This is a genomic window from Rhizobium sp. 2MFCol3.1, from assembly GCF_000377565.1.
GTDB lineage: Bacteria > Pseudomonadota > Alphaproteobacteria > Rhizobiales > Rhizobiaceae > Rhizobium.
Genome location: NZ_KB898370.1, coordinates 80,448 through 106,667 on the forward strand (window position 1 = coordinate 80,448; position 26,220 = coordinate 106,667).

Genomic DNA, 26,220 nt, shown 5'->3' on the forward strand with positions numbered 1-26,220 from the left:
TGGAGTGAGGGTGGCGAAGCTTCCCGTTGAAAAGATGCGCGAGCTGGAACGCCGCTTCGGCGAGATCGAAGCGCGCATGTCGGCCGGCCCTTCGGCCGACGTCTACGTCAAGCTTGCCTCCGAATATGCCGAGCTGCAGCCCGTCGTGACCAAGATCCGCGCCTATGAAAAGGCGTTGTCCGAGCTTGCCGATCTCGAGACGCTGCTCGACGACAAATCCACCGACCGCGAAATGCGCGATATGGCCGAGATGGAGCTTCCCGAGGTCAAGGAGCGGATCGAGGCGCTGGAGCAGGAAATTCAGATCCTGCTTCTGCCCAAGGACGCGGCCGACGAGAAGAGCGCCATCCTCGAAATCCGCGCCGGCACCGGCGGCTCGGAGGCTGCGCTATTCGCGGGCGATCTGTTTCGCATGTACGAGCGCTATGCGGCGGCGCATGGCTGGAAGGTCGAGGTTCTCTCTTCGAGCGAGGGTGAAGCCGGCGGTTTCAAGGAAATCATCGCGACGATCACCGGCAAGGGTGTGTTCGCCAAACTGAAGTTCGAATCCGGCGTGCACCGCGTTCAGCGCGTGCCGGAGACGGAAGCGGGCGGGCGTATCCATACGTCGGCGGCGACGGTTGCCGTGCTGCCCGAGGCCGAGGAGATCGACATCGAGATCCGCGCCGAAGACATCCGCATCGACACGATGCGTTCGTCGGGCGCCGGCGGCCAGCACGTCAATACAACGGACTCGGCGGTGCGTATCACCCACTTGCCGACGGGTATCGTCGTCACCAGCTCCGAGAAGTCGCAGCACCAGAACCGCGCCAAGGCGATGCAGGTTCTGCGGTCGCGTCTCTACGACGCCGAGCGCCAGCGCGCCGACAGCGAGCGCTCCGCCGATCGCAAGAGCCAGGTCGGCTCCGGCGACCGCTCCGAGCGCATCCGCACCTATAATTTCCCACAGGGCCGCGTGACCGACCACCGCATCAACCTGACGCTCTACAAGCTCGACCGGATGATGGTGGGCGAAATCGACGAGATCGTCGATGCGCTGATGGCCGACTACCAGGCGAGCCAGCTGTCGCAGCTCGGCGAGCAGCAGCCATGAGCGATCAAGGGAAACAGGTCGGCGCGACGGTTTCCCAGCTTCTGGCCGAGGCGCGGCGACGCTTCACCGAGGCCGGCGTGGCCGATCCGGCCGCCGACGCACGCGTTTTGATCTCGGGGCTGCTCAGGCTTACGACGACCGAGATGCTGACGCGGGGTGGTGATGTGGTCGAGGATGCGGCCGCCGCACGGATAGAGGACGCGATCACCCGCAGACTGGCGCATGAGCCGGTGCATCGCATTCTGGGCGAGCGGGAGTTCTACGGCCTGCCTTTGTCGCTTTCGGCGGAGACGCTGGAGCCGAGGCCGGATACGGAAATCCTCGTCGATACCATGCTTCCTTATATGAGAGACCTTGCGGGTAAGCATGGTAATCTCCATATACTGGATATGGGAACGGGAACCGGGGCGATATGCCTCGCGCTGCTCAAGGAATGTCCCGAGGCATCGGGCATCGGCAGCGATATCTCGCTCGACGCGCTGAAGACGGCGCAATCCAACGCGGAAAGAAACGGGCTGCAGCAGCGCTTCAAGGCGGTGCGATCCAGCTGGTTTCAGGCCATAGACGGGAAGTTTCACGCTATTGTCTCAAATCCGCCCTATATAGCGTCCAGTGTCGTTGACACTCTTGCTCCCGAAGTGACAAAATTTGATCCGGCCGCCGCACTGGATGGCGGCATGGATGGGCTTGACGCCTACCGTTCCATTGCCAAGGATGCCGCAAGGTTCATGCATCCAGACGGTGTTATAGGGCTCGAGATAGGCTACGATCAGCGAACGGAAGTAACCGAAGTTTTTGAGGCTGAAGGCTTCAAATGCTTGGAATCGGTGAAGGATTACGGCCACAACGACCGTGTGCTCGTGTTCGCCCGTAGCTGATCGGCAACAAGCGGCTGAATAGACTAGTCCATTGGTGTCATTGCGAAGAAAAGGCTTGGATTTAAACGGGAAGCAATATAGGTTGCCCCCACGTATTGGAGAGATAGGTCAGAACGATTGTTCGTTCGAAGCTAGCTCGGCCTCGGGGGTCCACTCTCTTAAACGAGAGTTTCAAAGGTTGAAGACGACCCAATGCGTGAATCAGTCAAACTGACTTGAGAACAAGCGGCAGGTTGGCGCAAAGGCGCATTATGCTTGCGGCACGAATACCCTGAGTCGGACGAACGACCACGGTTGACGGTGCCATCACTCCACACAAACAGAGAATTCAGGTGAACGATCGATGAGGCCAGGACAGCAGAACAAACGCGGTCGCGGGCGTACCAACAATAACGGCGGCGGCGGCGGAAATAACAATAACAATAACAACAATTTCAACCGCAAGGGTGGCAATCCGCTGACGCGGACCTACGACAGCTCCGGCCCAGACGTGAAGATCCGCGGCACCGCGCAGCACATCGCTGAAAAATACTCGCAGCTCGGTCGCGACGCGCAGAGCTCCGGCGACCGTGTCATGGCTGAAAACTACCTGCAGCACGCCGAACACTACTACCGCATCATTGCCGCCGCACAGGCGCAGATGCAGGAACGCTTCCAGCGCGACGACCGCGGCGAATTCGACCGCGACGGCAGTGAGCGCGACGGCGATGATATGGATGGCGGCGACAATGACGACGTCGTGGTCGTTCAGCCTCCGCGCCAGCAGCAGGAACACCAGCAGCGCCGCAACAACGATGAGCAGCCGCGCCGTCAGAATGACGAGCAGCAGGGCCGCCGTTCGGACGAGCGCCGCTTCAACAACGAGCAGCGCCAGCGCCGCGACGAAGAGCAGCCGCGCCGTCAGAACGACGAGCAGCCGCGCAGCGAAGAACAGCCCCAGCCGCAGCCGCGCGCCGAGGAGCAGCCTCGCGAAGAGCGCCCGGCTCGCCAGCCGCGCCGTCGCGAAGAGCGTCCGGCACCGGTTGCCGCCGCAGCCCAGCCCGAAGTGATCGACGGTACCGGCCCGCAGCCGGAGATCGAAGGCATTCCGGCCGAGGTGTCGATGGACGAGGAAAGCGGTGCGGCAACGACCCGCCAGCCGCGCCGTCGTGCAGCCACCCCGCGTCCGCGCCGTCCGCGCCGCGCCGAAGGCGAAGCGGCAGCTGAAGGCGATGCCGGCGCGGGCGAAGCGCCTGCCATGGCTGATGCGGCTTCGGAATAAGCCGTTACGGCTTGAAAGAAGACATGTGTAAAAGGGCGTCCCTCGGGGCGCCCTTTTTCATTGGGCGGTCGCGCGGTCCCTGAAATATAAGAAATACACTATGAGTTTTTGCAGGGTTGCGACATTAAATTAGATATTGGTTGTATACCGGGCGTTAACTCTCGCGGCATGATCATCGGTTGTGAGAGCTTCGGTGGATGCGATCTGAGATAGTTGTTATTCGCTGTCAGGATTTGCCCCATAGATCTTCGAAGGAACGCGTTCCCGATGCCTCTCCTAACAACGCGCAACGCCAATGGATGGCGTCGCAGGCAAGGGGATGGGAATGTTCGGTCTGGCATCTGATGCGGGATATATCCTCGGTGCGATTGCAAAATCGCAAGCAATCATCGAGTTCGATCTGAAAGGCAATGTGCTGAAGGCGAACGAGAATTTCTGCAATGCTCTCGGCTACAGCCTTTCCGACATTGTCGGCAAGCACCACAGCATGTTCTGCGAGCCGGCGCTGGCGGCATCTCAGGAGTATCGCGATTTCTGGGCCCGGCTTGGCCGCGGCGAATATGATGCCGGCGCCTACAAGCGGCTGGCGAAGGGTGGTCGTGAGATCTGGATCCAGGCCTCCTACAATCCGGTTTTCAAGCACGGCAAGCCGTTCAAGGTGGTGAAGCTCGCGTCCGACATCACGGATGCCAAGAACAAGGCGGTCGAGGATGCCGGCAAGCTGGACGCGATCTCGCGTTCGCAGGCGGTTATCGAGTTCAAGCCGACAGGCGAGATCATCACGGCCAACGAGAACTTCTGCAACGGCCTCGGCTATTCGCTGAATGAGATCGTCGGCAAGCATCACAGCATGTTCTGCGAGCCGTCCTACGCGCGCACCGAGGAATATGCCAACTTCTGGCGTCGGCTGGCGGCGGGCGAGTTCATTGCCAACGAGTTCGTTCGCTACGGCAAGGGCGGCAAGGAGATCTGGATCCAGGCAGCCTATAACCCGATCACGGATGCCAATGGCCGGGTCTACAAGGTGGTGAAGTTCGCCACCGACGTAACGCAGCGCATGAGCGCCATCAGCCTGCTTGGGCAGGCGCTGCGTGGGCTTTCCGAGGGCGATCTGACCAAGACGGTGGAGACCGCCTTCGTACCCTCGATGGAGCAGCTGCGGCATGACTTCAACGCGACGATCGCCCGGCTCTCGGAGACGATGAAGACCGTCGGCGAGAACGCGCATGCGATCGCCGCCGGTTCCCGCGAGATCGGCTCGACGGCCGATTCCTTCTCGAAGCGCACGGAGCAGCAGGCGGCTTCCGTCGAGGAGACGGCGGCGGCGCTGGAGGAGATCACCACGACGGTCAACGATTCCAGCCACCGCGCCGACGAGGCCGGCAAGCTGGTTTCCCAGACCAAGAAGGGGGCCGAGCAATCCGGCCAAGTCGTTCGCAGCGCCGTGGCGGCGATGGACCAGATCGAGCAGTCGTCGCGCGAGATCACCAATATCATCGGCGTGATCGACGACATCGCGTTCCAGACCAATCTCCTTGCTCTCAACGCCGGTGTCGAGGCGGCGCGGGCGGGCGAGGCGGGCAAGGGCTTCGCGGTCGTGGCGCAGGAGGTGCGCGAACTGGCGCAGCGCTCCGCAAGTGCGGCAAAGGAGATCAAGTCTCTGATCACCAAGTCCAGCGAGCTGGTGCGCAACGGGGTCGATCTGGTCGGGCAGACTGGCAAGGCGCTGGAGACCATCGTCAGCCAGGTCAACGACATCAATGTCAATGTCGTGGCGATCGTCGAAGGTTCGAAGGAGCAGGCGACGGGGCTGAAGGAGATCAATCAGGCGGTCAACCAGCTCGACCAATCCACGCAGCAGAACGCGGCGATGGTCGAAGAGAGCACGGCGGCAAGCCACAAGCTGGCGGCCGAGGCCGAGGCGCTGCGCGGGCTGATCGCACAGTTCAAGCTGAGCGAGGCCTACGCCATCAGGCCGCCGTCCAGGGCGGCGCAGAGCTCGCCGGCACTGCATCTGGTTTCGCGCGTGGCCAGAGCCCATGGCATGGCGGCGCCAGTAGCGGACAGCTGGGAAGAATTCTGATCGTCATATCAGAATAAACGAGACGGCCGGCATCGCTTAAAAAGCGGTGCCGGCCGTTTCATTTTGGCGCGCGAGGTAAATGATGGAATGTGTATCATTGATTGTATAAATCGACGCTTATATTCCAGAACGGGTACACATCGCACGCCCCTGTTTCGCCTCATTCCACCTCGCCGTCTCATCCTGCTGCAATCCGTCCCATTTGTGGCTTCATATGTCTGCGGTTGTGCCAACATTCTCCATTAGCTGTTCATAATATGTTATCCGTCTTGCGAGGCTTACAAAACCTATGCGCGAAACACATTGAAATGTTAGAATTTACGCATATTCTTGTTTTCATGTAGAGGCGGGTAGTCTTCCACCCTTGGTTACAGCCCGCCGCTTCGGGAATGCGCGCTTCCCTTCATTGGTTTCGACTGCCTGGGCATTGGGCCCGGCAGCATCTCGTGGAGGTTGGAATGAACTTTAATGCATCGAAATACGCTGTTCTGGCCGTAAGTTGCGCCGCTTTGCTGGCTCCGCTGCCCGCGAGCGCCTTTGACGTCGGCGGCAGCAACGGTCTCAGCATCGGGACCAGCAACGGGCTCAGCGTATCGCTCGGCGGCGCCAATGGCGTCAATGCGAATGTCGGCGGAAACGGCAATGTTGCAACCGCATCGGTCGGCGGCGCCAGCGGCGTCAATGCGAACGTCGGTACCAGTTCAAGTGGTAGTCTCGGTGTCTCTGCCTCGGTCGGCGGCTCCGGCGGCGTCAATACGAACACATCTGTCGGTAGTGGTTCCGGCGGCGGGCTGAGCGTTGGAAATACCGCGAGCGTCGGTGGATCCAGAGGTCTCAACAGCAATGTCGGCGCCACGGTTGGCGGCTCCGGCGGTCTGGCGACGGCCAAGGCCAATGTTGGCCTCGGCGGCCGCACGTTGCTCAATCTCGGCCTCGGCGTCCCCGGTATCGATCCCGATGATCCGCGGAACCCGACCAACCCGACCAATCCGAATAACCCGTCCAACCCGAACGGCACGAACACGGGCAACAACGGCAGCAACGGACGCAACGGCCTCAACAACAGGCAGCTCCAGGCCTTCAACGACATGTCATCAGGTGACCGGGCGAAGATGAAGGTTCGCTGCAAGGATATCCTGGCTGGCGGCGGCGGCGGCTTCGACGGCAGCCTCGTCAAGCTCTGCAAGATGGTCATCGCGATGCGCTGAGCGGCGCTCGCCCAGCGATCCGGTTGCGAGATGTCTCCCAAGCAGCGAGTATCGCGCCGCCTTATCACCAACAGGCAGGCGTGCGCGATACGCCTGCTGGGCTCTTGAAGCCCGGGATCGTCGGGATCAAGGTCAGAAACAGAGGTGCGGCATGATTGCCGCACTTTTCATTTGTGGGGCGCGGCCTCGTGATAAGGTCCAAGCCGCTCCGTCAGCTTGCGCTGTACTTCACCGCCGTGATGGTCACCGGCCCGTATTGGGTCGGGATGCGAACGAAGACAGGGGCTATGACGTTGGCCGCATCGGCCTTGGCAAACCAGATTTCCATGCGGCTGCTCTTGCTCAGATACTCGATGTCGCTGCGGCCCTTCTTGTAGCCCGAGCGCGGTACGAAGCGCACGTTGCAGACTGTGGCCTTGCCGTTGAAGCCCTGCGTGGAAAAGTCCTTCGATCCGCTCGGCGACAGCACGAGGTCCATGCGCATCTCGCCGTCGTAGATCGGCAGTTTCTGCGCGCAGACATTGGTGTCGGCGGGGAAGATCAGGCCGGAAATGGGGTCGAGCACGGCGCGCATGTCCGAGGCGGGAACATCGACCCAATTCTGCGGCGGCTTGCGCGGGGGCTTCACCGTCGTCGAGGTGATGTTGCCGTTGGAGTAGCGGACATCATAGGTGCGGGCGCGCTTGCCGCTCTTGTAGTAGAGCAGATAGTGGTCCGCCTGCATGCGGTTGCCGCGCAGCCGGCCATCGACGCTGGTCTTGGCCGAGATGGTGGTGACGAGGTCGGCGAGGCCGGCCGAACTGATATCGCCGGAGACGCGATAGGTCTTGTCGTCCTCGATGCGGGTCATGAAGGCGGCGCGGGCGATGGTGATGATGCCGAGCGCGACCTTGTATTCGGTATGATGCACGACTTCAGCCGCGCCTGCCGGAATGGCCATCAGGCCCGCCAAGGCGGAAATGAAAATGCGTTTGCCCCAATGAGCCATGAATTGAACCTTGTTCGGTGCGCTGGTCAGGTCGCGAGATACGGTCTATACGCCTGTCGTGGCCTTTAGAGAACAAAAGCTTTTTGACGGAATTGCGAGGCTTTTGGACTGAATCGCCGGAAAGGCCAAGGTTTGGCTTGACGTGCACGGTCTGTCTGATTATAGAACCGCAACTTTCCAATCATGGCCTGATGGATTGCAAGCTCGACTTTGCGCGGGTCGGCAATCGATGGCCGAGAAAAACAAGAATAGGTGTCCCATGTCCCGCATGTGCGAATTGACCGGCAAGGCAGTCCTCGTTGGCAACAATGTCAGCCATGCCAACAACAAGACCAAGCGCCGGTTCCTCCCGAACCTGTGCCAGGTTACGCTGATCTCCGACGCGCTCGGCCAGCGTTACCGTCTTCGCGTTTCGGCTGCTGCTCTGCGTACCGTCGAGCATCGCGGTGGTCTCGATGCTTTCCTGATCAAGGCAAGCGAAAACGAACTGTCGATGCGCGCTCGTCTGCTGCGCCGCCAGATCGTCAAGAAGACCGCTGAAACGGCTGTTGCTGCCTAAGCAATAACCGACATTTAGCTATACGGCTTCAAAAGGCTTGCACGGTAATCCCGTTCAAGCCTTTTGCTTTGCCGGACTGTTCCTCCAACTGGTGGCATACCCCAGGATAAAAAAATGCTTCAGACGCGCTATACCCTTATCTACGTCGCCTTGATGACGCTTGTCGTCGTCTCGTCGAACTTCCTCGTGCAGTTCCCGCTGAACGTCACGTTCGCAGGCGTCAATCTCGCCGATCTGCTCACCTGGGGTGCCTTCACCTATCCGGTCGCCTTCCTGATCACCGATCTCACCAACCGTCAGTTCGGGCCGCAGGCGGCGCGCAAGGTGGTGTTCGCCGGCTTCCTCGTCGGCGTAGCGCTGTCCTTCTTCACATCGGTGCCGCGCATCGCGATCGCTTCCGGTACGGCGTATCTGGCTGGCCAGTTGCTCGATATCGCGCTGTTCAACCGGCTGCGCCGGCAGGCCTGGTGGCGCGCGCCGCTGGTCGGCTCGGTGCTCGGCTCCATGCTCGACACGGTGATCTTCTTCTCGCTGTCCTTTGCTGCCTTCTTCGTCTTCCTCGGTCCGAACGAGCCGTTCGCGCTCGAGGCGTCGCCCATTCTTGGCGTTTTCGCCGCCGAGGCGCCGCGCTGGATTTCCTGGGCGATCGGCGATTTCTGGGTGAAGCTGCTGGTCGGCCTCGTGATGCTTCTGCCCTACGGCGCGCTGATGAGCGTGCTCAGGCCGATGCAGGGCGCACGCGCGGCCAGCTGATCCTCGATACAATCCAACGGCGGCGCTTCATCATGAAAGCGCCGTCGCCATTTTGGGGCGGTCGCGAACATATTGCCGGGGCGAGCAGCCCATGATCCGCTTGAAAGCCGTGCTGAAGGCTGCCTCGGACTCGTAGCCGAGCGAGGGCGCGATGACCGAGATCGGGTCGCGGGAGTTCTCCAGCCGGTTGCCTGCCAGCAGCATGCGCCATTGCGCCAGATACTCCATCGGCGAGGTGCCGACCGTTTCCCTGAATTTCTGCGCGAAAGTGGAGCGCGACATGCCGGCGCGCGAGGCAAGCGCCTGCAGCGTCCAGCGTTCGGCAGGGCTGTCGTGGATCGCGGATATCGCAGCACTCATCTGCCTGTCGGCCAGCGCGAAGAGCCAGCCGACGCCGGTGTTCGAGCGATCGGCCAGATGCAGCCGCAAGGCCTGTACGAGGATCATGTGAGCGAGGTGCTCGACGATCAGGAAGCCGCCCGGCTGCGGTGCGCGCAGTTCCTGCATCATCTGCTCGACAGCAAAGCGCAGCGCCGCCTGGCTTTGCTCGTCGCGCAGGAGCACGATCGGCGGCAGCATCTTGAGCAGGATATCGGCGTGACTGCCGGCAAGGCCGAAGCGGCAGCTAACGATCGAGAAGTCGCGGCCATCGTTCAGCGAGACGATGCCATCCTTGCGCGGGCCGAGGAAGATCGTGGCGGCCGGGGTCGGTTCGAGCGCGAGATCGGTCGCCAGCCTGAACGGCCGGCCGCGTGGGAGCAGAAAGCTGTCTCCGGCGCGCAGATGTACCGGATCCTCAATACCCTCGACGCTGAGCCAGCAGGTGCCTGATACGATGGCGCCGCACTTGATGCCGCCTTGCTGGTCTGGAAACTGGATCGCCCAATCTCCGCCTGCCTCCATGCCGGCGGAGAGGTAGTTTTGCGGCTTCAGAAGCGAGAGCACATTTGACAGAGGGTCCATTGGAAACTCCGGACGATCGCGAAGATATTCCGGACAATATAACATGGACCGTATCGCCTCAAGGCCCTAGCTTCTCCTCGACACGTCCGCATCGGCGGGCGCGTCGCAGCAAGCAAGGAGATGACCATGCGCGTTTTCGTTACCGGTGCCACCGGCTTTGTCGGTTCGGCCGTCGTTCAGGATCTCATTCAGGCCGGCCATCAGGTGCTCGGTCTCGCCCGCTCGGATGCTTCGGCCGCGTCGCTGGAGGCTGCGGGGGCAAAGGTTCATCGCGGCGATCTAGAGGATCTCGACAGTCTGCGCCGAGGGGCTGATGCCTGCGACGGCGTGATCCACACGGGCTTCATCCACGACTTCTCCAAGTTCAAGGAGAATTGCGAGATCGACGGGCGCGCCATCGAGGCGATGGGCAAGGTGCTCTCGGGCACCGGCCGGCACATGGTCGTGACCTCGGGCACGGGTCTGCTGGCGCCGGGCGCGGTCGCCACGGAGGAGATGGCGGCACCCTCGTCGTCGGCCATTCCGCGGGTCTCGGAGAAGGCCGCGCTTTCCATGGTGCCGCATGGCCTCAGCGCCTCGGTGGTGCGTCTTCCGCCTTCCGTGCATGGCGATGGCGACCATGGCTTCGTGCCCATCGTCATCGGCCTCGCGCGCGAGAAAGGCGCCTCGGCCCATATCGGCGAGGGCATGAACCATTGGCCGGCGGTGCATCGTCTCGATACCGGCAGTCTCTACCGGCTGGCACTGGAGAAGGCGCAGGCGGGTGCGCGCTACCATGGCGTGGCGGAGGAGGGGATCCCGTTTCGCGAGATCGCCGGCGTCATCGGCAAGCGGCTTGGTCTGCCTGTCGTCTCAAAGTCGACTGAAGAGGCGGCGGAGCATTTCGGCTGGTTCACGCATTTCGCGTCGATCAACAACCGGGCGTCCAGCGCCTGGACGCGGGAAACGCTCGGCTGGGAGCCCAGGCATCAGGGGCTGATCGCCGATCTCGACCGACATGCTTACTTCGAGGGCTGACGTGCCCTGTCAATGCGAGGCGGCGGTGTCGGCCGATGGGTCGGGCCGCCGCTCGTCCAGCTTGAACTCCAGCATCAGGTTGCGCTGGAGGATCGAGTGGTTGTCGTCGGAGACGAGAATGACATGGGTGCTGCCGTCGGCGGCGGTAAAGGTGTCGAGACCTTCCATGTTGTCGATCTGGTAGCCGAAATCGCCCTGGATGAGGATCTCGCCGTCCATGACACTGCCGGGCTTGATATCGGTCGACTTGATGCGGCGGATGCGCATGCCAATGCCTTCGGCCATGTTGAAGCGGCGCTCCAGCAGCAGGAGATCGCCATTCGGCAGGAAGGCGCCGTCGGTGGCGTCGAAGTCGCCGTAATGGGCAAGCGCCAGCTTACCTTTCAGCGGCCCGTCCAGGATCGCGGCATAAGCATTTCCGTCGTCGTCAAGGCTGCGCTCGGCGACGATCAGCGTGCCGCCTTTGAGCGGGCTCGATGACGGCGAGACGGCGATCGTCTCGAAGCCGCGATTGGCGCGAAGCTGCTTCTTCTCGAAGGGGATGGGGAGCGTGTCGAGCGCGCGCGAGGTCTCGAAACCGGGATCGGGATAGAGGTCGACGCGGTGGAATTGCTCATATGAGACCATAACCTTGCCGTCCTTCAGCGCCACACCCTCGGCGTCCATCAATGCCTTGCCTTCGAGGATTTTACCGACGCGGTCGCGCATCGGGGTGATCTCGACATCGGCAAGCCCGCTCAGGCTGCCGTCCGCGCCGCGCTCGATGCGGCCGGTCATCCAGTGGCCGGTATCGAGGACGCCGACGAAATGCTTCTGGTCATCGCGGAAACGGATTGAGGACAGCGAGCCGAAGAGGCGGTTCGGGGAGACCATTTCCAGGCCGCCGACGAATTCGAAAGGCCCGAAGCGCTTCTCGTCGGAGCCGATCTTGAAGTTCGAGATGATGCTGCTTCTCACCTCCGCCGCCGGCGTTTCGGCCAGGGCGGATGTGCCGGCCGCAAGTGAGGCGGCCAGCAAGAGGGCTCCAGCGAAACGGGTTCGGAACGCCGGAGCCGATTGCTTCATAAGCGATCAGCCGGCGCGGCGGGCGCGTCCGCCGCGCGGTTGCGCCGCCTGATCCTCGAAGAGCGAGGCCAGCTGTTCGGTCATGGCGCCTGCGAGCTCGTCGGCATCGACGATGGTGACGGCGCGGCGATAGTATCGCGTGACGTCGTGGCCGATGCCGATGGCGAGGAGCTCGACCGGAGAGCGGGTCTCGATGCGTTCGATGACCGCGCGCAGGTGGCGCTCTAGGTAGTTGCCCGGATTGACCGAGAGTGTCGAATCGTCGACCGGCGCGCCGTCGGAGATCATCATCAGGATCTTGCGCTGCTCGCGCCGCGCGATCAGGCGGTTATGCGCCCACATCAGCGCTTCGCCGTCGATGTTTTCCTTGAGCAGGCCTTCGCGCATCATCAGGCCGAGATTGGTGCGCGAGCGGCGCCATGGCGCGTCGGCTGACTTGTAGATGATGTGGCGCAGGTCGTTGAGGCGGCCCGGCGTCTGCGGCTTGCCATTGGCGAGCCACTGTTCGCGCGCCTGTCCGCCCTTCCAGGCCTTGGTAGTGAAGCCCAAGATTTCGACCTTTACGCCGCAGCGCTCCAGCGTGCGGGCGAGAATGTCGGCGCAGGTCGCGGCAACGGTGATCGGGCGGCCGCGCATGGAGCCGGAATTGTCGATCAGCAGCGTCACGACCGTATCGCGGAACTGCGTGTCGCGCTCCTTCTTGAAGGAGAGCGCCTGGGTGGGATCGATGATCAGGCGCGTCAGGCGGGCCGGATCGAGATAGCCTTCTTCCAGGTCGAAATCCCAGGAGCGGTTCTGCTGCGCCATCAGGCGGCGCTGCAGGCGGTTGGCAAGACGGCCGACGGCGCCCTGGAGATGGGCGAGCTGCTTGTCGAGGAAGGCGCGCAGGCGCTCCAGCTCGGCGGCGTCGCACAGCTCTTCGGCGGTGATCGTCTCGTCGAACTCCTCGGTGAAGACGTGGTAGTCGACCTTTTCGTTGAAATCGTCGAAGGGCGTGTTCGGACGGCGGGTTTCGCCCGGCGTCTCACTGTCGTCCTCGCCCTCTTCCTGCATGTCGTCGTCGGAGATCTCGGCGCCTTCGGTCTCGCCGTCCTCCATCTGCTCGTCGGCGACTTCGCTGTCTTCGACGGGGGCTGCATCCGAGCCGGCATCGTCCTCGACATCGTCGTCGTTCTGGTCTTCGCCGCTCGGCTTGTCTTCCTCGTCCTGCTGGTCGTCAGAGTCAGGATCGCTGTCGTCGTCGCCATATTCCTCGGCCATTTCCATGGCCGTGAGCATGTTGCGGATGACCTTGGAGAAGGCCTGCTGATCGTTGATGACGCCGGTCAGGTTCTCAAGATCCTTGCCGGCCTTGTCCTCGATGAAAGAGCGCCAGAGATCGAGCACCTTGCCGGCCGATTCCGGCGGCTTCTCGCCGGTCAGCTTTTCGCGCACCATCATGGCCACGGCTTCGCCGACGGGCGCGTCTTCCTGGCGTTCGATGCCGGAGAAATTGGCCTTGGCGTATTTTTCCGTCGTCATCGAGCGCAGATTGCTGGCGACGCCTTCCATGCGCAGCGCGCCGATCGATTCCACGCGCGCCTGCTCGACGGCATCGAAGATGGCACGGGCGTCGGAGCCCTGCGGCGCCATCGTCGCGTGCACCTTCTCGTCATGGCAGGCAAGTCGCAGCGCCATCGAATCGCCGAGCCCGCGGGTCACCGCAAGCTCGTGCATCGTCGGGCGCTTGGACAGTTCCGGCAGGCGGATGCGCTCGGCGGTCATGCCCGGCCGCTCGTTGGCGAAGGTCACCTCGACCTCGCCGTCGCCGGCGATCGCGCGCACGCTGCCGGTTATCGCCCGGCGCAGCGGCTCCACGTCGACGGGTGCACCGGGCTTTGCTTTCGAATTGTCACCACGCGCTGCCATGATCCGTTAGCCTCAGGCCTCCAGGACGATGTTGGCGGCGCTTTCCTTCAGCTCGACGCCGAAGGCGCGCTGATAGTGCTCGGCAACCAGCGGACGCTCCAGTTCGTCGCACTTGTTGAGGAAGGTGACACGGAAGGCGAAGGCGAGATCGCCGAAGATCTCGGCATTCTCGGCCCAGGTGATGACGGTACGCGGGCTCATGACGGTCGAGAGATCGCCGTTCATGAAGGAGGCGCGAGTGAGATCGGCGACGCGGACCATCTTGGAGACGGTATCGCGGCCGTTCTTGTCCTTGCCGAAGCTCTTCACCTTGGCGGCGACGATGTTCACTTCGTGCTCGTGCGGCAGGTAGTTCAGCGTCGAGATGATCGACCAGCGGTCCATCTGCGCCTGGTTGATCTGCTGCGTGCCGTGATAGAGGCCGGTGGTATCGCCGAGGCCGATGGTGTTGGCGGTCGCGAACAGGCGGAAGGCCGGGTGCGGGCGGATAACGCGGCTCTGGTCGAGCAGCGTCAGGCGGCCGGAGGATTCCAGAACGCGCTGGATGACGAACATGACGTCGGGGCGGCCGGCATCGTATTCGTCGAAGACGAGCGCGACGTTGTGCTGGTAGGCCCAGGGCAGGATGCCGTCCTTGAATTCGGTGACCTGCAGGCCGTCCTTGACGACGATGGCGTCCTTGCCGACGAGATCGATACGGCTGACATGGCTGTCGAGGTTGATGCGCACGCAAGGCCAGTTGAGGCGGGCGGCGACCTGCTCGATATGCGAGGACTTGCCGGTGCCGTGGTAGCCGGAGATCATCACGCGTCGGTTATGAGCGAAGCCGGCAATGATGGCGAGCGTGGTTTCGCGATCGAAGAGATAGTCGGGATCGAGATCCGGAACATAGGCGCTGCCCTGGCTGTAGGCCGGAACGCGGATGTCAGAATCGATGCCGAAGACCTCCCTGACCGAAACGGTGGTGTCCGGAAGTTCCGAGATATCAAGGTCAATCTTGCTCATCATGTCTCCAAGGCGGGTGGCCGACACCCTGCCATACTGTCTCAGCTCGTTTCGCGATCATGGCGTTGTGGTATCCCACGCGCTCATGTCTGAACGTCGGCGATGCTTCTCCGGGACTGAAACGAAACCTCGGGGACGATCAAATCACCGCCTGCGAGCATTCTTGACGATAGTCCCGGACAAGAAACGCCGCGTCCGGAAGTGGCCGAGGCGCCTGTGAGACAAACGCGGAAAAGGTGCCGCGGTTGCCTGCGGCCTCAGCCGATTTGGACCATACCCGATTGAAGACCAAGAGCAAGGACGGGAATTAACAAAAACCGTTCTGCTTCAATAATTGATAGGCCTGGATCACGGCGCGGAAGCGCTCCTCGGAACCACGGTCGCCGCCGTTCGCGTCGGGATGGTGCTTCTTCACCAGTTCCTTGTAGCGGCTCTTGATCTCTGACGATGTGGCGTTGGCCGCAAGGTTCATGGTGTCGAAGGCCTTGGCTTCCAGGCTCTTCAGCTTGCGCTGCTCGGGAAAGCGCGGGCCGCTGCTCTTGTTTTCCTTGACGAAGCCGAAGGGATCGCGAACCCGCGTATAGGCGCCGGAGCGGATATCCGACTGGATCGGGCTATCCTTGGCCGACTTGTTGACGCCGACGGTCCAGGTCGGGCGATGGCCCGTGATCGCTTCCTTCTGGTAGCGCGCGATCTCGCCGTCCGAGAGGCCGGAGAAATAGTTGTAGCCCTTGTTGTACTCTTTGACGTGCTCGAAGCAGAAGAGAAAGAACTGCCCCTCGGCATTGCGTCCGACGGGAGCGCGATGCACGCCTTTCTTGTCGCAGCCGTCCCACTGACAGGACGGGGGAGCCTGTTCGGGTTCCTGCTCGCGTTTGCGGCGGGTGCGGATGCGATCGAAATATTTGGAATCAAGTCTCATGACGGCGCTAATTATGGGGCTCAGAATGGGTGAGGACAAGAATTGACAAACGGGAATGTTGCTGGCTTGGTGGGAACCTTTTTCTCAAGGCAGCAAGATCGGCTCATGACAGTTCAATCCTCCATCGAAGAGAAGCTCACCGCGGCATTCGCGCCGGAGCGGCTTGATGTCATCAACGAAAGCCACCTGCATGCGGGCCATCACCCTGACGTTACAGGGGAAGGCGAGACCCATATGCGGGTCAGGATCATCTCCGCATCGTTTGCCGGCATGACACGGCTGGCGCGTCACCGGGCGATCACGGAGCTTCTGAAACCTGAACTGGATACGGGGTTGCATGCGCTGGCAGTGGAGCCGGCGGCGCCCGGAGAGCCGGTGCGCTGGTAAGCCGACACCGCGTCATATGGGCGCGGTGCGGCGGTTTCGCAAGGATGGCGGGCGCCTCTAACGAATCAGAAGTGCCGTCGCGTAGAGGCCGAAGCCGAAGACGGTGTGGGCGACGAGGCCGAGGAAGCGAACCTTGTTGGGGTTCGGCGTCTTCGATGCCGCCCAGCCGATGCCGAGGCCCGGCTGCAGCAGGAACCAGCCGCCGGCGATGGTGACGATGCCCCAGATCCAGGCGGGCAGGAAGGTCGGCGCGATCAGCCAGTAAGGGCCGGTCAGGATCACCAGCATGATGCCGTAGATGATGCCGACGGCGTAATGGAAGACCCAGCCGAGCGCCACTTCATGCTTATAGGGTTCGGCCTTGCCGATATCGTCGTGGAAGACGGTGCCCTTGGCGAAGAGATGCCAGAGCCAGCGGCCGGGCGGTCCCCAATTGGGTATCGCGCCCTTGGCAAGAGCGATAGACCAGATGTCCATGAGGATGGTGGCGCCGATGCCGATGGCGATCGAGCGCCAGAGAAGATCAAACATATCAAATCCATAATGATGCTGCTCGCCGGGCTCCTCCCGCAGCGCGCAATGGGTGACAAGGGGATGACGGGAGATCAGGCGGGGTTGTTTTCGTTCTCCTCCGCCGGGCGGATACGCAGTCTGGTGATGCGGTTCTTGTCGCGTTTCATGACGATGAAGCGCTTGCCGTAGAATGTGAAGGCCTGGCGCTCCTCGGGAATGGTCATGGATTCGTGGATGACGAGACCGGCGATCGTCGTCGCCTCCTCGTCGGGGAGTTGCCAGTCGAGCGCGCGGTTGAGATCGCGGATCGGCACGTTGCCATCGACCACCACCGAGCCGTCCGCCTCCTGGCGCACGCCCTGCATTTCGATGTCGTGCTCGTCGGAGATGTCGCCGACGATCTCCTCGAGGATGTCTTCCAGCGTGACGATGCCCTGCACCTCGCCATATTCGTCGACCACGACGGCGAAATGCTGCTTGCGGCGCAGGAAGGCGTTGAGCTGCGCCTCGAGATTGGTGCTGTCGGGCACGAACCAGGGCTTTTGGGCGATCTTGATGATGTCGAGCTGTTCGGGCTCGGCGTTGCGCTCGGCGAGCGCCCTCAGCAGGTCCTTGGAGTGCACGACGCCGATGATGTTGTCGGTCGTGCCGCGCCAGAGCGGCATGCGGGTAAACGGGCTGTCGAGAATGGTGCGCACGACAACCTCCGGCGGATCGTCGGCGTTGATGCAGCGCATGGCCATGCGGTGGACCATGATATCGGACAGTTCGAGTTCGCCGAGATCGAGCACGCCGCCGAGGCGGTCGCGATCGGCCTTCACCACCGATCCCTCGCGATGCAAGAGATCGACGGCGCCGCGCAGCTCTTCGTGCGCCGACAGCATGGAGACTTCGCGCGACAGGTTGATGCCGAAGCGGGCGAGAATCCAGCGGACGATGAGGTTTACGAAGGAGGAGACCGGGCCGACGATGAAGACGAAGGCCTTGACGGCCTTGGCGACTGCGAGCGCGAAACGTTCGGGGATCGAGATCGCCCAGCTCTTCGGCAGCACTTCGGCGAAGATGACGAGGATGACCGTCATGGCGAGTGTCGCCAGCGCCACGCCCGAGTTGCCAAACAGGCCGAGGAAGACGCTGGTGGCGATCGAGGACGAGAGGATGTTGGCGAGGTTGTTGCCGATCAGGAGCGCGCCGATCAGCCGGTCGCGGCGCTCGATCAGTTCGCGCACGATGCCGGCGCGCTCTTCGCCGTTGGCCTCAAGCGTATGGATGCGGCTGCGCGATACGGCGGTCAGCGCCGTCTCGGAGCCGGAGAAGAAGGCGGACATGAGGACGAGGGCCACGATGGAAACGATTTCCGGCCAATATGCGGAAAGAAATGCCAGCGTGCCTTCGAGGGTCATTGCGGGTGTTTTTCCTTGAGGAAGCTCAACACTTCGGATGCCGGGACGTCGTTTGCGACGAAGGACTGGCCGATGCCGCGGGTGAGGATGAAGGTGAGCTTGCCGCTCTTGACCTTCTTGTCCTGCGCGATCGCGTCCATCAGCACTTCGGCCGGCGGCAGCGTGCCCGGGATTTGCGACATGCGGGTCGGAAGGCCGACTTCCTTCAGGTGGTGCTCGACGCGCTTTGCGTCGTCAGGGCTTGCAAGGTTCATGCGGGCCGAGAATTCGTGGGCGAGCACCATGCCGATCGCAACGCCTTCGCCATGGACGAGACGGCTGCTGTCGTAAGCGGTTGCGGCTTCCAGCGCGTGGCCGAAGGTGTGGCCGAGATTGAGCAGGGCGCGCTGACCGTTTTCATGCTCGTCGGCGACGACCACGTCCGATTTCGCCTGACAGCTTGCGGCGATCGCCTCGATGCGGGCGGCGCCGCCGGAGAAGACGGACTGCCAGTTGTTTTCCAGCCAGGTGAAGAAATCGGGCTTGTCGATCAGCCCGTATTTGGCGACTTCGGCGTAGCCGGCGCGGAATTCGCGTTCGGAGAGCGTGTTCAGAACATCGCTATCGGCCAGTACGAGGTCCGGCTGGTGGAAGACGCCGATCAGGTTCTTGCCGTGGCGGCTGTTGATGCCGGTCTTGCCGCCGACGGAGGAATCAACCTGCGACAGCAGCGATGTCGGGATCTGCACGAAGCGCACGCCGCGTCTGATAATGCCGGCAACGAAGCCGGAGAGGTCGCCGATGACGCCGCCGCCGAGCGCGATCACGTAATCGTTACGCTCGACGCGGGCTTCCAGAACCTTGTCGCAGGCGGTGATCAGATGCTCGAAGCTCTTGGTCTTTTCGCCGGCCGGCAAGATCAGCGAAGACGAGGCGATGCCGGAGGCCGTCAGGCTCTCGACGAGGGCGTTGAGATAGAGCGGCGCGACGTTCTCGTCGGTGATGATGGCGGCCTTGCGGCCCTTGAGGCGGGCGGCGATCTCGGCGCCGGCACGCGCGATCAGGCCGGGACCGATCAGGATGTCGTAGGCGCGGTCGCCCAGCGGCACGTGAACCTTGCATTCGGCAGAGGCGGCAATCGCATTCATCAGGCTGCACTTTCGGTTCTGCTGTCGATCACGGCTTTCAGCACTTCGTCGGCCATTACTTCCTTGCGCACATCGCGCGAGAGAACGGTGAGGTCGGCCTGCTCGTAGATCGGGTATCTTGCGTTCATCAGGTTTTCGAGCGTCTGCTTGGGATTTTCGGTCTTCAGCAGCGGGCGGGTGTCGCGTTTGTTTACGCGTTCCCAGAGCACGTCGAGATCGGCCTTCAGCCAAACCGACAGGCCGCCTCGCTTGATATGCTTGCGGGTGCGGTCGTTGATGAAGGCGCCGCCGCCCGTGGAGACGAGGCGCGGGCCGCCCTTCAGCAGCCGCTTCATCACCCGTCCCTCAAGCGCGCGGAATTCGTCTTCGCCGTAGGCTGCGAAAAGCTCGCTGATCGACATGCGCGACACGCGCTCGATTTCGGCATCGCTATCGATGAAGGGGATGCCCAGCTGGGTGGCGACGATACGGCCCACCGACGACTTGCCGGCGCCCATCAGACCAACGAGGATCAGATTGCGCGAACCGAGCGCAGCACGAGCTCTGTCCCTCAGGCTATCGGCAACGATCAGAACTGGGTCGTTCATTGGTCCATTCACACTTTGTTTGCGAACGGTATCAACAAATGCAGGTGTAGCGTCAAGTCAGAGGTAAGGGAATCATGGTTCAAAAGCTGCTTCTTGCACTTGCAAACGCGCTTCTTCATAAAGAAGCAAAGCCATGGAGTTGTTGAATGCCGAGCCTGTTCCGATTTCTCGCCATATTGGCGGTCATCGCCGGAGCGATATACGGAACGATGTGGGCGCTCGTGACTTTCGTCGAGCCGAAGGAGCGCGACGTGACGATCCGCATTCCATCCGAGCGGATCAATCCGCCCGCCACCGGCGCGATCAGCCCGGCGAAGAAGTGACGCGATGAGGGATCTCAGCCGCGTTCAGGTCGAGTCCTTTCTCGAAATGATGAGCGCCGAGCGGGGTGCCGCTGCCAATACGCTTTCCTCCTACGAGCGCGATCTCGACGACCTGCATTCCTTCCTGAACGGCAGAAGCGTGCGGCTGACCGAGGCCGCGTCCGCCGATCTCTCGGCCTATCTGGCTTCACTTGCCGCGCAGGGCTTCAAGCCTTCGTCGCAGGCGAGGCGGCTGGCGGCGATGCGGCAGTTCTACAAGTTCCTCTATGCCGAGGGGCTGCGCACCGACGATCCGACCGGCATTCTCGACGCGCCGAAGAAGGGGCGGGCGCTGCCTAAGACGATGGGCGTCGACGAAGTCGGCCGGCTTTTGGAGAAGGCCGAGGAGGAGGCGCAGGACGAGGCGCCCGGGCAATTGCAGCGGCTGCGCATGCTGGCGCTGCTGGAGCTGCTTTACGCCACCGGCATGCGCGTCAGTGAGCTGGTGTCGCTTCCCGCCCGCGTGCTCGACCAGGAAGGGCGTTTCCTGATCATCCGCGGCAAGGGCAACAAGGAGCGGCTGGTGCCGCTGTCGCAATCGGCGATCGCAGCGCTGAAGCTTTATGGCCGGATGCTGGCCGCCGAGGCGGCAAAAGCCGAAAATCCACAGGAAAGCCCTTGGCTGTTTCCGGCGGCCTCGAAAGAGGGGTATCTCGCCCGACAGGTCTTTGCCCGCGACCTCAAGAACCTGGCGATCCGGGCGGGGCTTACCCCATCGATGATCTCGCCGCACGTGATGCGGCACGCCTTTGCCAGCCATCTGCTGGCCAACGGCGCCGATCTGCGCGTGGTGCAGGAACTGCTTGGCCATTCGGACATTTCCACCACGCAAATCTACACGCATGTGCTGGAAGAAAGGCTCCAGCAACTGGTCCAAACGCATCACCCCCTTGCCAAACAGGCGAAAAAGCAGGATTAGGACCGGCGACAAGGGCAGCCAAAAGACAAATGCCCCGGGCACAAGGAACGGAAACGCACCTCATGCACAATTATCTCGACTTCGAAAAGCCGATCTCCGACCTCGAAGGCAAGATCATCGAACTGAAGAAGATTGCCTCGGAAGACGAGAGCATCGACACATCCGATGAAATCGGCAGGCTCGAAGTTCGTGTTCGCGAAGCGACGGTCGAAATCTATTCGAAGCTCAACGCCTGGCAGAAGACCCAGGTCGCGCGTCATCCGCAGCGGCCGCACTTCGTCGACTACGCCAAGACGCTGTTCCAGGAATTCACGCCGCTCGCCGGCGACCGCAAGTTTTCCGAGGATGCCGCCATCCAGGCGGGTCTGGCGCGCTTCCGCGGCCAGCCTGTTGCCGTCATCGGCCAGGAAAAGGGCAACGACACGAAGAGCCGCCTGAAGCACAATTTCGGCAGCGCGCGCCCCGAGGGCTACCGCAAGGCGATCCGTGTGCTTGAGATGGCCGACCGCTTCGGTCTGCCCGTGATCACGCTGGTCGATACGGCTGGTGCCTATCCCGGCGTCGGCGCCGAAGAGCGCGGGCAGGCGGAAGCCATCGCCCGTTCGACGGAAATGTGCCTCGGCCTCAAGGTTCCGATCATCTCCGTCGTCATTGGCGAAGGCGGTTCGGGCGGCGCGATCGCGATCGCCACCGGCAACCGGGTCTACATGCTCGAGCATGCGATCTACAGCGTGATCTCACCTGAAGGTGCGGCCTCCATCCTGTGGCGCGATTCCGCGCGCGCCAAGGAAGCGGCCACCAACATGAAGATCACCTCGGACGACCTGAAGGCGCTCGGCATCATCGACGGCATCATTGGTGAACCGCTCGGCGGCGCGCATCGCGATCCTGATAGCGTGATCGCGTCGACCGGCGATGTCATCGCCAATGCGCTCGGCGAAATGGCGAGCCGCACCGGCGAGCAGATCCGCAACGATCGCCGCCAGAAGTTCCTGAACATGGGCCGCAACCTCTAAGGGGGTTGCGAAGCAGGCTTGGGGGAGGCCGCGGATTGCGGCCAAACCTTGGCCACATTAGTGTTATCAATAGCTTTTGTGCTTGCGGGGGTCGTGGGTGCGCGGCATGGTCATTAAGGTTTTATAAACCAGATTGGGCCAATGATTCGCTTCACTTCGAACCCGTTCAACGGATTGGGTCGCATCTCGTAATTGGGCTAGATTGAATGCGCTTTCGTCATTTTGCCTATGTTTCCCTGATGGCGCTGGCCTTGGCCGGCTGCAACGACGCGTTGGAAACCACGCAGATCGACCTGTCCAAGGTCAAGAACAAGGTCGAACAGCCGCTTCCGCCGCGCATCCTCAACGAAATGGCCGCGAAGAGCATGGATCGCAATTCGCCGATCCTGATCCGCATCTTCAAGGAAGAAGGCCAGCTCGAGATCTGGAAGGCGAAGACGGACAACCGCTACGACAAGATCGCCAGCTACAAGATCTGCGCGTGGTCGGGCCGTCTCGGTCCCAAGGTGAAACAGGGTGATCGGCAGGCGCCGGAAGGTTTCTACAACCTGACCAAGGCGAACCTGAACCCGAACTCGAAATATTATCTCGCCATCAATACCGGCTTTCCGAACCGCTACGATGCCGTCAACGGCCGCACCGGCACGGATCTGATGATCCACGGCGCTTGCTCGTCGTCGGGCTGCTATTCGATGACGGACGAGCAGGTGCTCGAGATTTATGCTTTCGCGCGCGACGCCTTCAAGGGCGGCCAGACCGGTGTGCAGCTGCAGGCCTTTCCGTTCCGGATGACGGCCGAGAACATGTTCAAGCACCGGATGAACGAGAACTTCGATTTCTGGAAGATGCTGAAGGTCGGCTACGACAATTTCGAAGTCACCAAGCGTCCGCCGGAAGTGAACTTCTGCGAGAAGAGATACGTCTTCAACCAACAGTCTTCGGGCGCGTTCAATCCCGGCGGCAAGTGCCCCGAGATGTCGACGCCGCCGGCGCTGACCGCAGCGCTCGCCTCCTACGACAAGACCTATGAGCTGGCCTACACCAAGGCGTCGAAGGAATTCGACGGCATGGCGTGGTACGATCCTTCGGAAGCCGAGCGCAAGGCCGTCGTTGCCAAGCAGCGCAAGGGCCGCGAGCTCGCCTATGCGCCGACCGGCACGTCGCTCGAAGCCGGCAAGATGATGAAGGTCGCCGATCTCGAAGGCATGGCGGCCGCCAAGACCGCGACCACGGTTGCGGCCAACACGGTGACCGGCTCGACACCTGCCGACGCCACCGCTGGCGTGAAGACGGCCGATGCGGCGATCGTCAACCCGGCATCCGTGCCGGTGCCGACGCCGAACCCGATGGAATCGGCTCCGACCACCGCGACGGCTTTCGCGCCTGTCGAGCAGCCTGAATCTGTCGAGGTGGCCTCCAAGAAGCCGTTCTGGAAGTTCTGGGGCCGGGATTAATCGCGCGTGAGCGCTATCTCCTATGATCTGCGCGGGCTGAAATGCCCGCTGCCCGTCATCAAGACACGCAAGAAGATGTCGTCGCTGCCATCAGGCGCGACGATCCGTGTCGAGACGACCGATCCCCTGGCGGGGATCGATATTCCGCATTTCTGCCATGAGGATGGTCACGAGCTGATCGAGACCGAGAAGACCGAGAGCGGTCACCGCTTTCTGATCCGCAAGCGATAGCGAGCGTCGGCTTATCCCTAAAAGCGCATTCCCGGTATCGCTAGCGGGTTGTCGTTGAGGGCCGTGCGGTCGGCAGTGTCAATGCGCGGCTTGCCGAGGAAGGCGTCGAACAGGTCCTTGACGAAGGCTTCCGGCAGATCCTTGGTGATCAGCATCATGCGGGTGCGCCGGTCCTGAGGATCCGGCCATGCCGGCAGGCGGATCGGCGGGTGGAAGATGCTCTGCACACCATGCAGCACCAGCGGCCGGTCGGGACGATCGGACATCGCGACGATGGCCTTCATCCGCAGCAGCTTTTCGCCGTGCGCCGAGCGCAGGAGATCGACGAACATGTCGAGCGCCATCGGGTCGATCGGCTTCTCCTCGACGATCGAGAAGGAACGGATCGAGGCGTCGTGACGGTTCACGTCGTGCGCGTGCTGGTGGTCGTGGTGATGGTCATCATGATCATGGTTATGATGCTCATGATCGTGGTGGCCGTGACCGTCATGGCCGTGATGATGATGCTCGTGATTGTGCCCATGGTGGTCATGATCATGATCGTGGGCGTCTTCGTCACGCAGCCAGCGGCCGACATCGGCGCTCTTGGTGGCGGGATCGTAAATGCCGTTCACGAGGGTGGCGGCGGTGCCGGTGGCGGCGTCGTCGGCGTCCATCAGGGCGGCGCGCGGGTTGAGCGCGCGCAGGCGGGCTTCAAGCTTTTCCAGTATGGCGGGGGAAGCAAGCGTCTTCTTCGATATGATCAGGCGATCGGCAACGGCGGCCTGCTTGACGGCTTCCACGTGGTTGTCGAGCGTCTGCAGCCCGTTGGCGGCATCGACGACGGTGACGACGCCATCGAGCGAAAAGCTTTCGGCAATGATCGGATTGCCCATGATCGCCTGCATGACCGGCGCCGGATCGGCAAGGCCCGTGGTCTCGACGACGACGCGCTTCACCGGCTTGACGCGGCCGGTCTGGATGGCGTCCATCAGGTTGGCGAGCGTATCCACCAGTTCACCGCGTACGGTGCAGCACAGGCAGCCATCCGACAGCTCGATGATCGCGTCGCCGGAGCTTTCGACGAGCAAATGGTCGATGCCGACATCGCCGAACTCGTTGATGATCACGGCGGCGTCCTTCATGGCCGGATCCTTGAGGATGCGGTTCAGAAGGGTCGATTTGCCTGCGCCGAGAAAGCCGGTGAGGATGGTGACCGGAATGCGATCCACAACTGCGCTCATGCCTGTATGCCTTGGATGTATTTATGCCGTAGAGGTCTGTAAGCCTTAGAAGCCGGAAGTGGGTCGCGGGGTCGGGATCGGCACGTTGGCGATATCGCCGACGCCATCAGCCGTCGCCAGCTTGTCGGGCTGCGGGTCGTTCTGGCCGGGGATCAGGCCGGCATAGACGAAGTTCGGCTCGTGATCCATTTCCTGGATATAGGGAGAATGGATCTTCATGCGGCCCACCTCGTCGCGCGTTTCGCTGCGGATCTTGGCGCCCTTGGCGCTGCAGATTTCGGCGGTGAGGTCGGCGACTTCCTGCGTTTCGCCATAGGGCTTCAGCGAGCCCAGCGTGTCGGTGCCTGTCGGCTGCGTGGTGAAACCGCGCTGCAGCATGTCGGCCGAGGCGTCCGCGCGGGCGGCGAGGCTATCGGTGCCTAGCACGACGGAAACCAGCGTGCGGCCGTTGCGCGTCGCCGAGCTGATCTGGTTGAAGCCCGATGCGCAGATGAAGCCGGTCTTCATGCCATCGGCGCCGGCGAAGCGGCCGATCAGCATGTTGATGGCGGGAATGTTCTGCTTGCCCGTGGTGATCCCCTCCAGCGAGAAGTAGCTGGCATATTGCGGGAAATCGCGGCGCAGCGCGACCGACAGGATCGCGAGATCGCGCGCCGTCGTGTACTGGCCCTTGCCGGGCAGGCCGTTCGGATTGACGAAGTGCGTGTCGTTCATGCCGAGCTTGGCGGCTTCGGCGTTCATCCTGAGAACGAAGGCATCCTGCGTGCCGCCGACTGCTTCGGCGACGGCGACCGCGATATCATTGGCGGATTTGACGATCAGGATCTTCAGCGCGCTGTCGAGCGTCAGCTTCTGGCCCGGCTTGAAATACATCTTGGCCGGCGGCTGGGCGGCGGCGGTCTTGCTCATGACGATCGGCGTATCGACGCTGATCTGGCCGGAGCGGATCGCGTCGAAGGTGGTGTAGATGGTCATCAGCTTGGTGAGCGAGGCCGGATACCACTTGCGGAAGGCATCCTCATGCTCGAGCACGCGGCCGCTCTGCACATCGACCAGGATATGCGGATTGGCATAGGCCTGCGACGTCGCGGAGAAGGCGATGGCGGCTGCGGAAGCGGCGATGGTGATCGGCCGCAAGGCGGCAAGCAGGCGTTTCTGGCGCGTCGACACGGTTTGTCCTTAAAGATGTCCTGATGTCTCGAAAGTTTCCCCTATTTAACGTATATGGCCATGACATGGCAAAGGTCATTGTCTAACTTATTTGCGAGCCGTGGTATCAATCCCGTTATTGCCGC

General features: G+C 62.2%; 26 protein-coding genes. 14 read left to right on the forward strand and 12 right to left on the reverse strand.

Features of this window, described 5'->3' with window-relative positions:
- Window positions 1-10: 10 nt before the first annotated feature.
- From prfA to D460_RS0126065, 5 genes are all read left to right on the forward strand, one after another.
- Window positions 11-1,093, forward strand: a complete 1,083-nt coding sequence (prfA, locus tag D460_RS0126045; protein ID WP_018901546.1) for a peptide chain release factor 1 — start codon at window positions 11-13, stop codon at window positions 1,091-1,093.
- Complete coding sequence (prmC, locus tag D460_RS0126050) at window positions 1,090-1,971, forward strand: peptide chain release factor N(5)-glutamine methyltransferase (RefSeq protein WP_018901547.1); 882 nt, start codon at window positions 1,090-1,092, stop codon at window positions 1,969-1,971. Before prfA ends, prmC begins: the two co-directional genes overlap by 4 nt.
- 343 nt (window positions 1,972-2,314) lie before the next feature.
- Window positions 2,315-3,232: a DUF4167 domain-containing protein gene (locus tag D460_RS0126055; RefSeq protein WP_018901548.1), complete on the forward strand. Its 918-nt coding sequence runs from the start codon at window positions 2,315-2,317 to the stop codon at window positions 3,230-3,232.
- A gap of 325 nt (window positions 3,233-3,557) precedes the next feature.
- Entirely contained in the window at window positions 3,558-5,315 is a 1,758-nt protein-coding gene (locus tag D460_RS0126060; protein ID WP_018901549.1) for a PAS domain-containing methyl-accepting chemotaxis protein, read from the forward strand.
- A 458-nt stretch (window positions 5,316-5,773) separates the two neighbouring features.
- Window positions 5,774-6,523, forward strand: a complete 750-nt coding sequence (locus tag D460_RS0126065; RefSeq protein ID WP_018901550.1) for a hypothetical protein — start codon at window positions 5,774-5,776, stop codon at window positions 6,521-6,523.
- Between the two features lie 211 nt (window positions 6,524-6,734).
- Here D460_RS0126065 and D460_RS0126070 read toward each other — a convergent pair whose 3' ends face one another.
- Window positions 6,735-7,511, reverse strand: a complete 777-nt coding sequence (locus D460_RS0126070; protein ID WP_018901551.1) for a DUF3108 domain-containing protein — start codon at window positions 7,509-7,511, stop codon at window positions 6,735-6,737.
- A 259-nt stretch (window positions 7,512-7,770) separates the two neighbouring features.
- Here D460_RS0126070 and rpmB point away from each other — a divergent pair, with 259 nt between their 5' ends.
- Window positions 7,771-8,070, forward strand: a complete 300-nt coding sequence (rpmB, locus tag D460_RS0126075; RefSeq protein WP_026283561.1) for a 50S ribosomal protein L28 — start codon at window positions 7,771-7,773, stop codon at window positions 8,068-8,070.
- Window positions 8,071-8,184: 114 nt separating this feature from the next.
- On the forward strand, window positions 8,185-8,823 hold the full coding sequence (locus tag D460_RS0126080) for a queuosine precursor transporter (protein WP_018901553.1): 639 nt from the start codon (window positions 8,185-8,187) through the stop codon (window positions 8,821-8,823).
- A 30-nt stretch (window positions 8,824-8,853) separates the two neighbouring features.
- Here the strand turns inward: D460_RS0126080 and D460_RS0126085 are convergent, their stop codons facing one another.
- Window positions 8,854-9,786 (reverse strand): AraC family transcriptional regulator, encoded by a 933-nt coding sequence (locus D460_RS0126085; RefSeq protein WP_018901554.1) that lies wholly within the window; start codon window positions 9,784-9,786, stop codon window positions 8,854-8,856.
- A gap of 126 nt (window positions 9,787-9,912) precedes the next feature.
- On the opposite strand from D460_RS0126085, the gene D460_RS0126090 reads away from it, so the two are divergent.
- Complete coding sequence (locus tag D460_RS0126090; protein ID WP_018901555.1) at window positions 9,913-10,803, forward strand: SDR family oxidoreductase; 891 nt, start codon at window positions 9,913-9,915, stop codon at window positions 10,801-10,803.
- A gap of 9 nt (window positions 10,804-10,812) precedes the next feature.
- Here the strand turns inward: D460_RS0126090 and D460_RS0126095 are convergent, their stop codons facing one another.
- The 4 genes from D460_RS0126095 to D460_RS0126110 all read right to left on the reverse strand — a co-directional run bounded on the left by D460_RS0126095 (window position 10,813) and on the right by D460_RS0126110 (window position 15,703).
- Complete coding sequence (locus D460_RS0126095; RefSeq protein WP_051110836.1) at window positions 10,813-11,868, reverse strand: esterase-like activity of phytase family protein; 1,056 nt, start codon at window positions 11,866-11,868, stop codon at window positions 10,813-10,815.
- 6 nt (window positions 11,869-11,874) lie between these two features.
- A complete protein-coding gene (gene cobT / locus D460_RS0126100) occupies window positions 11,875-13,776 on the reverse strand; it encodes a cobaltochelatase subunit CobT (protein WP_018901557.1) in 1,902 nt (633 codons plus the stop codon).
- A 12-nt stretch (window positions 13,777-13,788) separates the two neighbouring features.
- Window positions 13,789-14,781 (reverse strand): cobaltochelatase subunit CobS, encoded by a 993-nt coding sequence (cobS, locus tag D460_RS0126105; protein WP_018901558.1) that lies wholly within the window; start codon window positions 14,779-14,781, stop codon window positions 13,789-13,791.
- Between the two features lie 307 nt (window positions 14,782-15,088).
- The gene (locus D460_RS0126110; protein ID WP_018901559.1) at window positions 15,089-15,703 is read right to left on the reverse strand and encodes a J domain-containing protein; all 615 of its coding nucleotides are present in this window, start codon (window positions 15,701-15,703) and stop codon (window positions 15,089-15,091) included.
- Between the two features lie 105 nt (window positions 15,704-15,808).
- Between D460_RS0126110 and D460_RS0126115 the strand changes: the two genes are divergently transcribed.
- Window positions 15,809-16,090, forward strand: coding sequence for a BolA family protein (locus D460_RS0126115; protein WP_026283562.1), 282 nt, complete (start codon window positions 15,809-15,811; stop codon window positions 16,088-16,090).
- Window positions 16,091-16,147: 57 nt separating this feature from the next.
- On the opposite strand, the gene D460_RS0126120 is transcribed toward D460_RS0126115, so the two are convergent.
- The 4 genes from D460_RS0126120 to D460_RS0126135 all read right to left on the reverse strand — a co-directional run bounded on the left by D460_RS0126120 (window position 16,148) and on the right by D460_RS0126135 (window position 19,720).
- Entirely contained in the window at window positions 16,148-16,621 is a 474-nt protein-coding gene (locus tag D460_RS0126120; protein WP_018901561.1) for a DUF2938 domain-containing protein, read from the reverse strand.
- A 74-nt stretch (window positions 16,622-16,695) separates the two neighbouring features.
- Window positions 16,696-18,006 carry an HlyC/CorC family transporter gene (locus tag D460_RS0126125; protein ID WP_018901562.1) on the reverse strand — a complete coding sequence of 437 codons (1,311 nt, stop codon included), beginning with the start codon at window positions 18,004-18,006 and terminating at the stop codon, window positions 16,696-16,698.
- A complete protein-coding gene (aroB, locus tag D460_RS0126130) occupies window positions 18,003-19,133 on the reverse strand; it encodes a 3-dehydroquinate synthase (RefSeq protein WP_018901563.1) in 1,131 nt (376 codons plus the stop codon). The genes D460_RS0126125 and aroB overlap by 4 nt, the downstream gene beginning before the upstream one ends.
- Window positions 19,133-19,720, reverse strand: a complete 588-nt coding sequence (locus D460_RS0126135; RefSeq protein WP_018901564.1) for a shikimate kinase — start codon at window positions 19,718-19,720, stop codon at window positions 19,133-19,135. Before D460_RS0126135 ends, aroB begins: the two co-directional genes overlap by 1 nt.
- 146 nt (window positions 19,721-19,866) lie before the next feature.
- Here D460_RS0126135 and D460_RS36540 point away from each other — a divergent pair, with 146 nt between their 5' ends.
- The 5 genes from D460_RS36540 to D460_RS0126160 all read left to right on the forward strand — a co-directional run bounded on the left by D460_RS36540 (window position 19,867) and on the right by D460_RS0126160 (window position 23,702).
- The gene (locus D460_RS36540; RefSeq protein WP_018901565.1) at window positions 19,867-20,043 is read left to right on the forward strand and encodes a hypothetical protein; all 177 of its coding nucleotides are present in this window, start codon (window positions 19,867-19,869) and stop codon (window positions 20,041-20,043) included.
- Between the two features lie 4 nt (window positions 20,044-20,047).
- Window positions 20,048-21,001 carry a site-specific tyrosine recombinase XerD gene (gene xerD / locus D460_RS0126145; RefSeq protein WP_018901566.1) on the forward strand — a complete coding sequence of 318 codons (954 nt, stop codon included), beginning with the start codon at window positions 20,048-20,050 and terminating at the stop codon, window positions 20,999-21,001.
- A 62-nt stretch (window positions 21,002-21,063) separates the two neighbouring features.
- Window positions 21,064-22,017 carry an acetyl-CoA carboxylase carboxyltransferase subunit alpha gene (locus D460_RS0126150; protein WP_018901567.1) on the forward strand — a complete coding sequence of 318 codons (954 nt, stop codon included), beginning with the start codon at window positions 21,064-21,066 and terminating at the stop codon, window positions 22,015-22,017.
- 206 nt (window positions 22,018-22,223) lie between these two features.
- Window positions 22,224-23,471, forward strand: coding sequence for a murein L,D-transpeptidase family protein (locus tag D460_RS0126155; protein WP_018901568.1), 1,248 nt, complete (start codon window positions 22,224-22,226; stop codon window positions 23,469-23,471).
- A 6-nt stretch (window positions 23,472-23,477) separates the two neighbouring features.
- A complete protein-coding gene (locus D460_RS0126160) occupies window positions 23,478-23,702 on the forward strand; it encodes a sulfurtransferase TusA family protein (RefSeq protein WP_018901569.1) in 225 nt (74 codons plus the stop codon).
- Between the two features lie 17 nt (window positions 23,703-23,719).
- Here D460_RS0126160 and D460_RS0126165 read toward each other — a convergent pair whose 3' ends face one another.
- Both D460_RS0126165 and D460_RS0126170 read right to left on the reverse strand, forming a co-directional pair.
- The gene (locus D460_RS0126165; protein WP_018901570.1) at window positions 23,720-24,925 is read right to left on the reverse strand and encodes a GTP-binding protein; all 1,206 of its coding nucleotides are present in this window, start codon (window positions 24,923-24,925) and stop codon (window positions 23,720-23,722) included.
- A gap of 45 nt (window positions 24,926-24,970) precedes the next feature.
- On the reverse strand, window positions 24,971-26,095 hold the full coding sequence (locus D460_RS0126170) for a D-alanyl-D-alanine carboxypeptidase family protein (RefSeq protein ID WP_018901571.1): 1,125 nt from the start codon (window positions 26,093-26,095) through the stop codon (window positions 24,971-24,973).
- Between the last annotated feature and the right edge of the window lie 125 nt (window positions 26,096-26,220).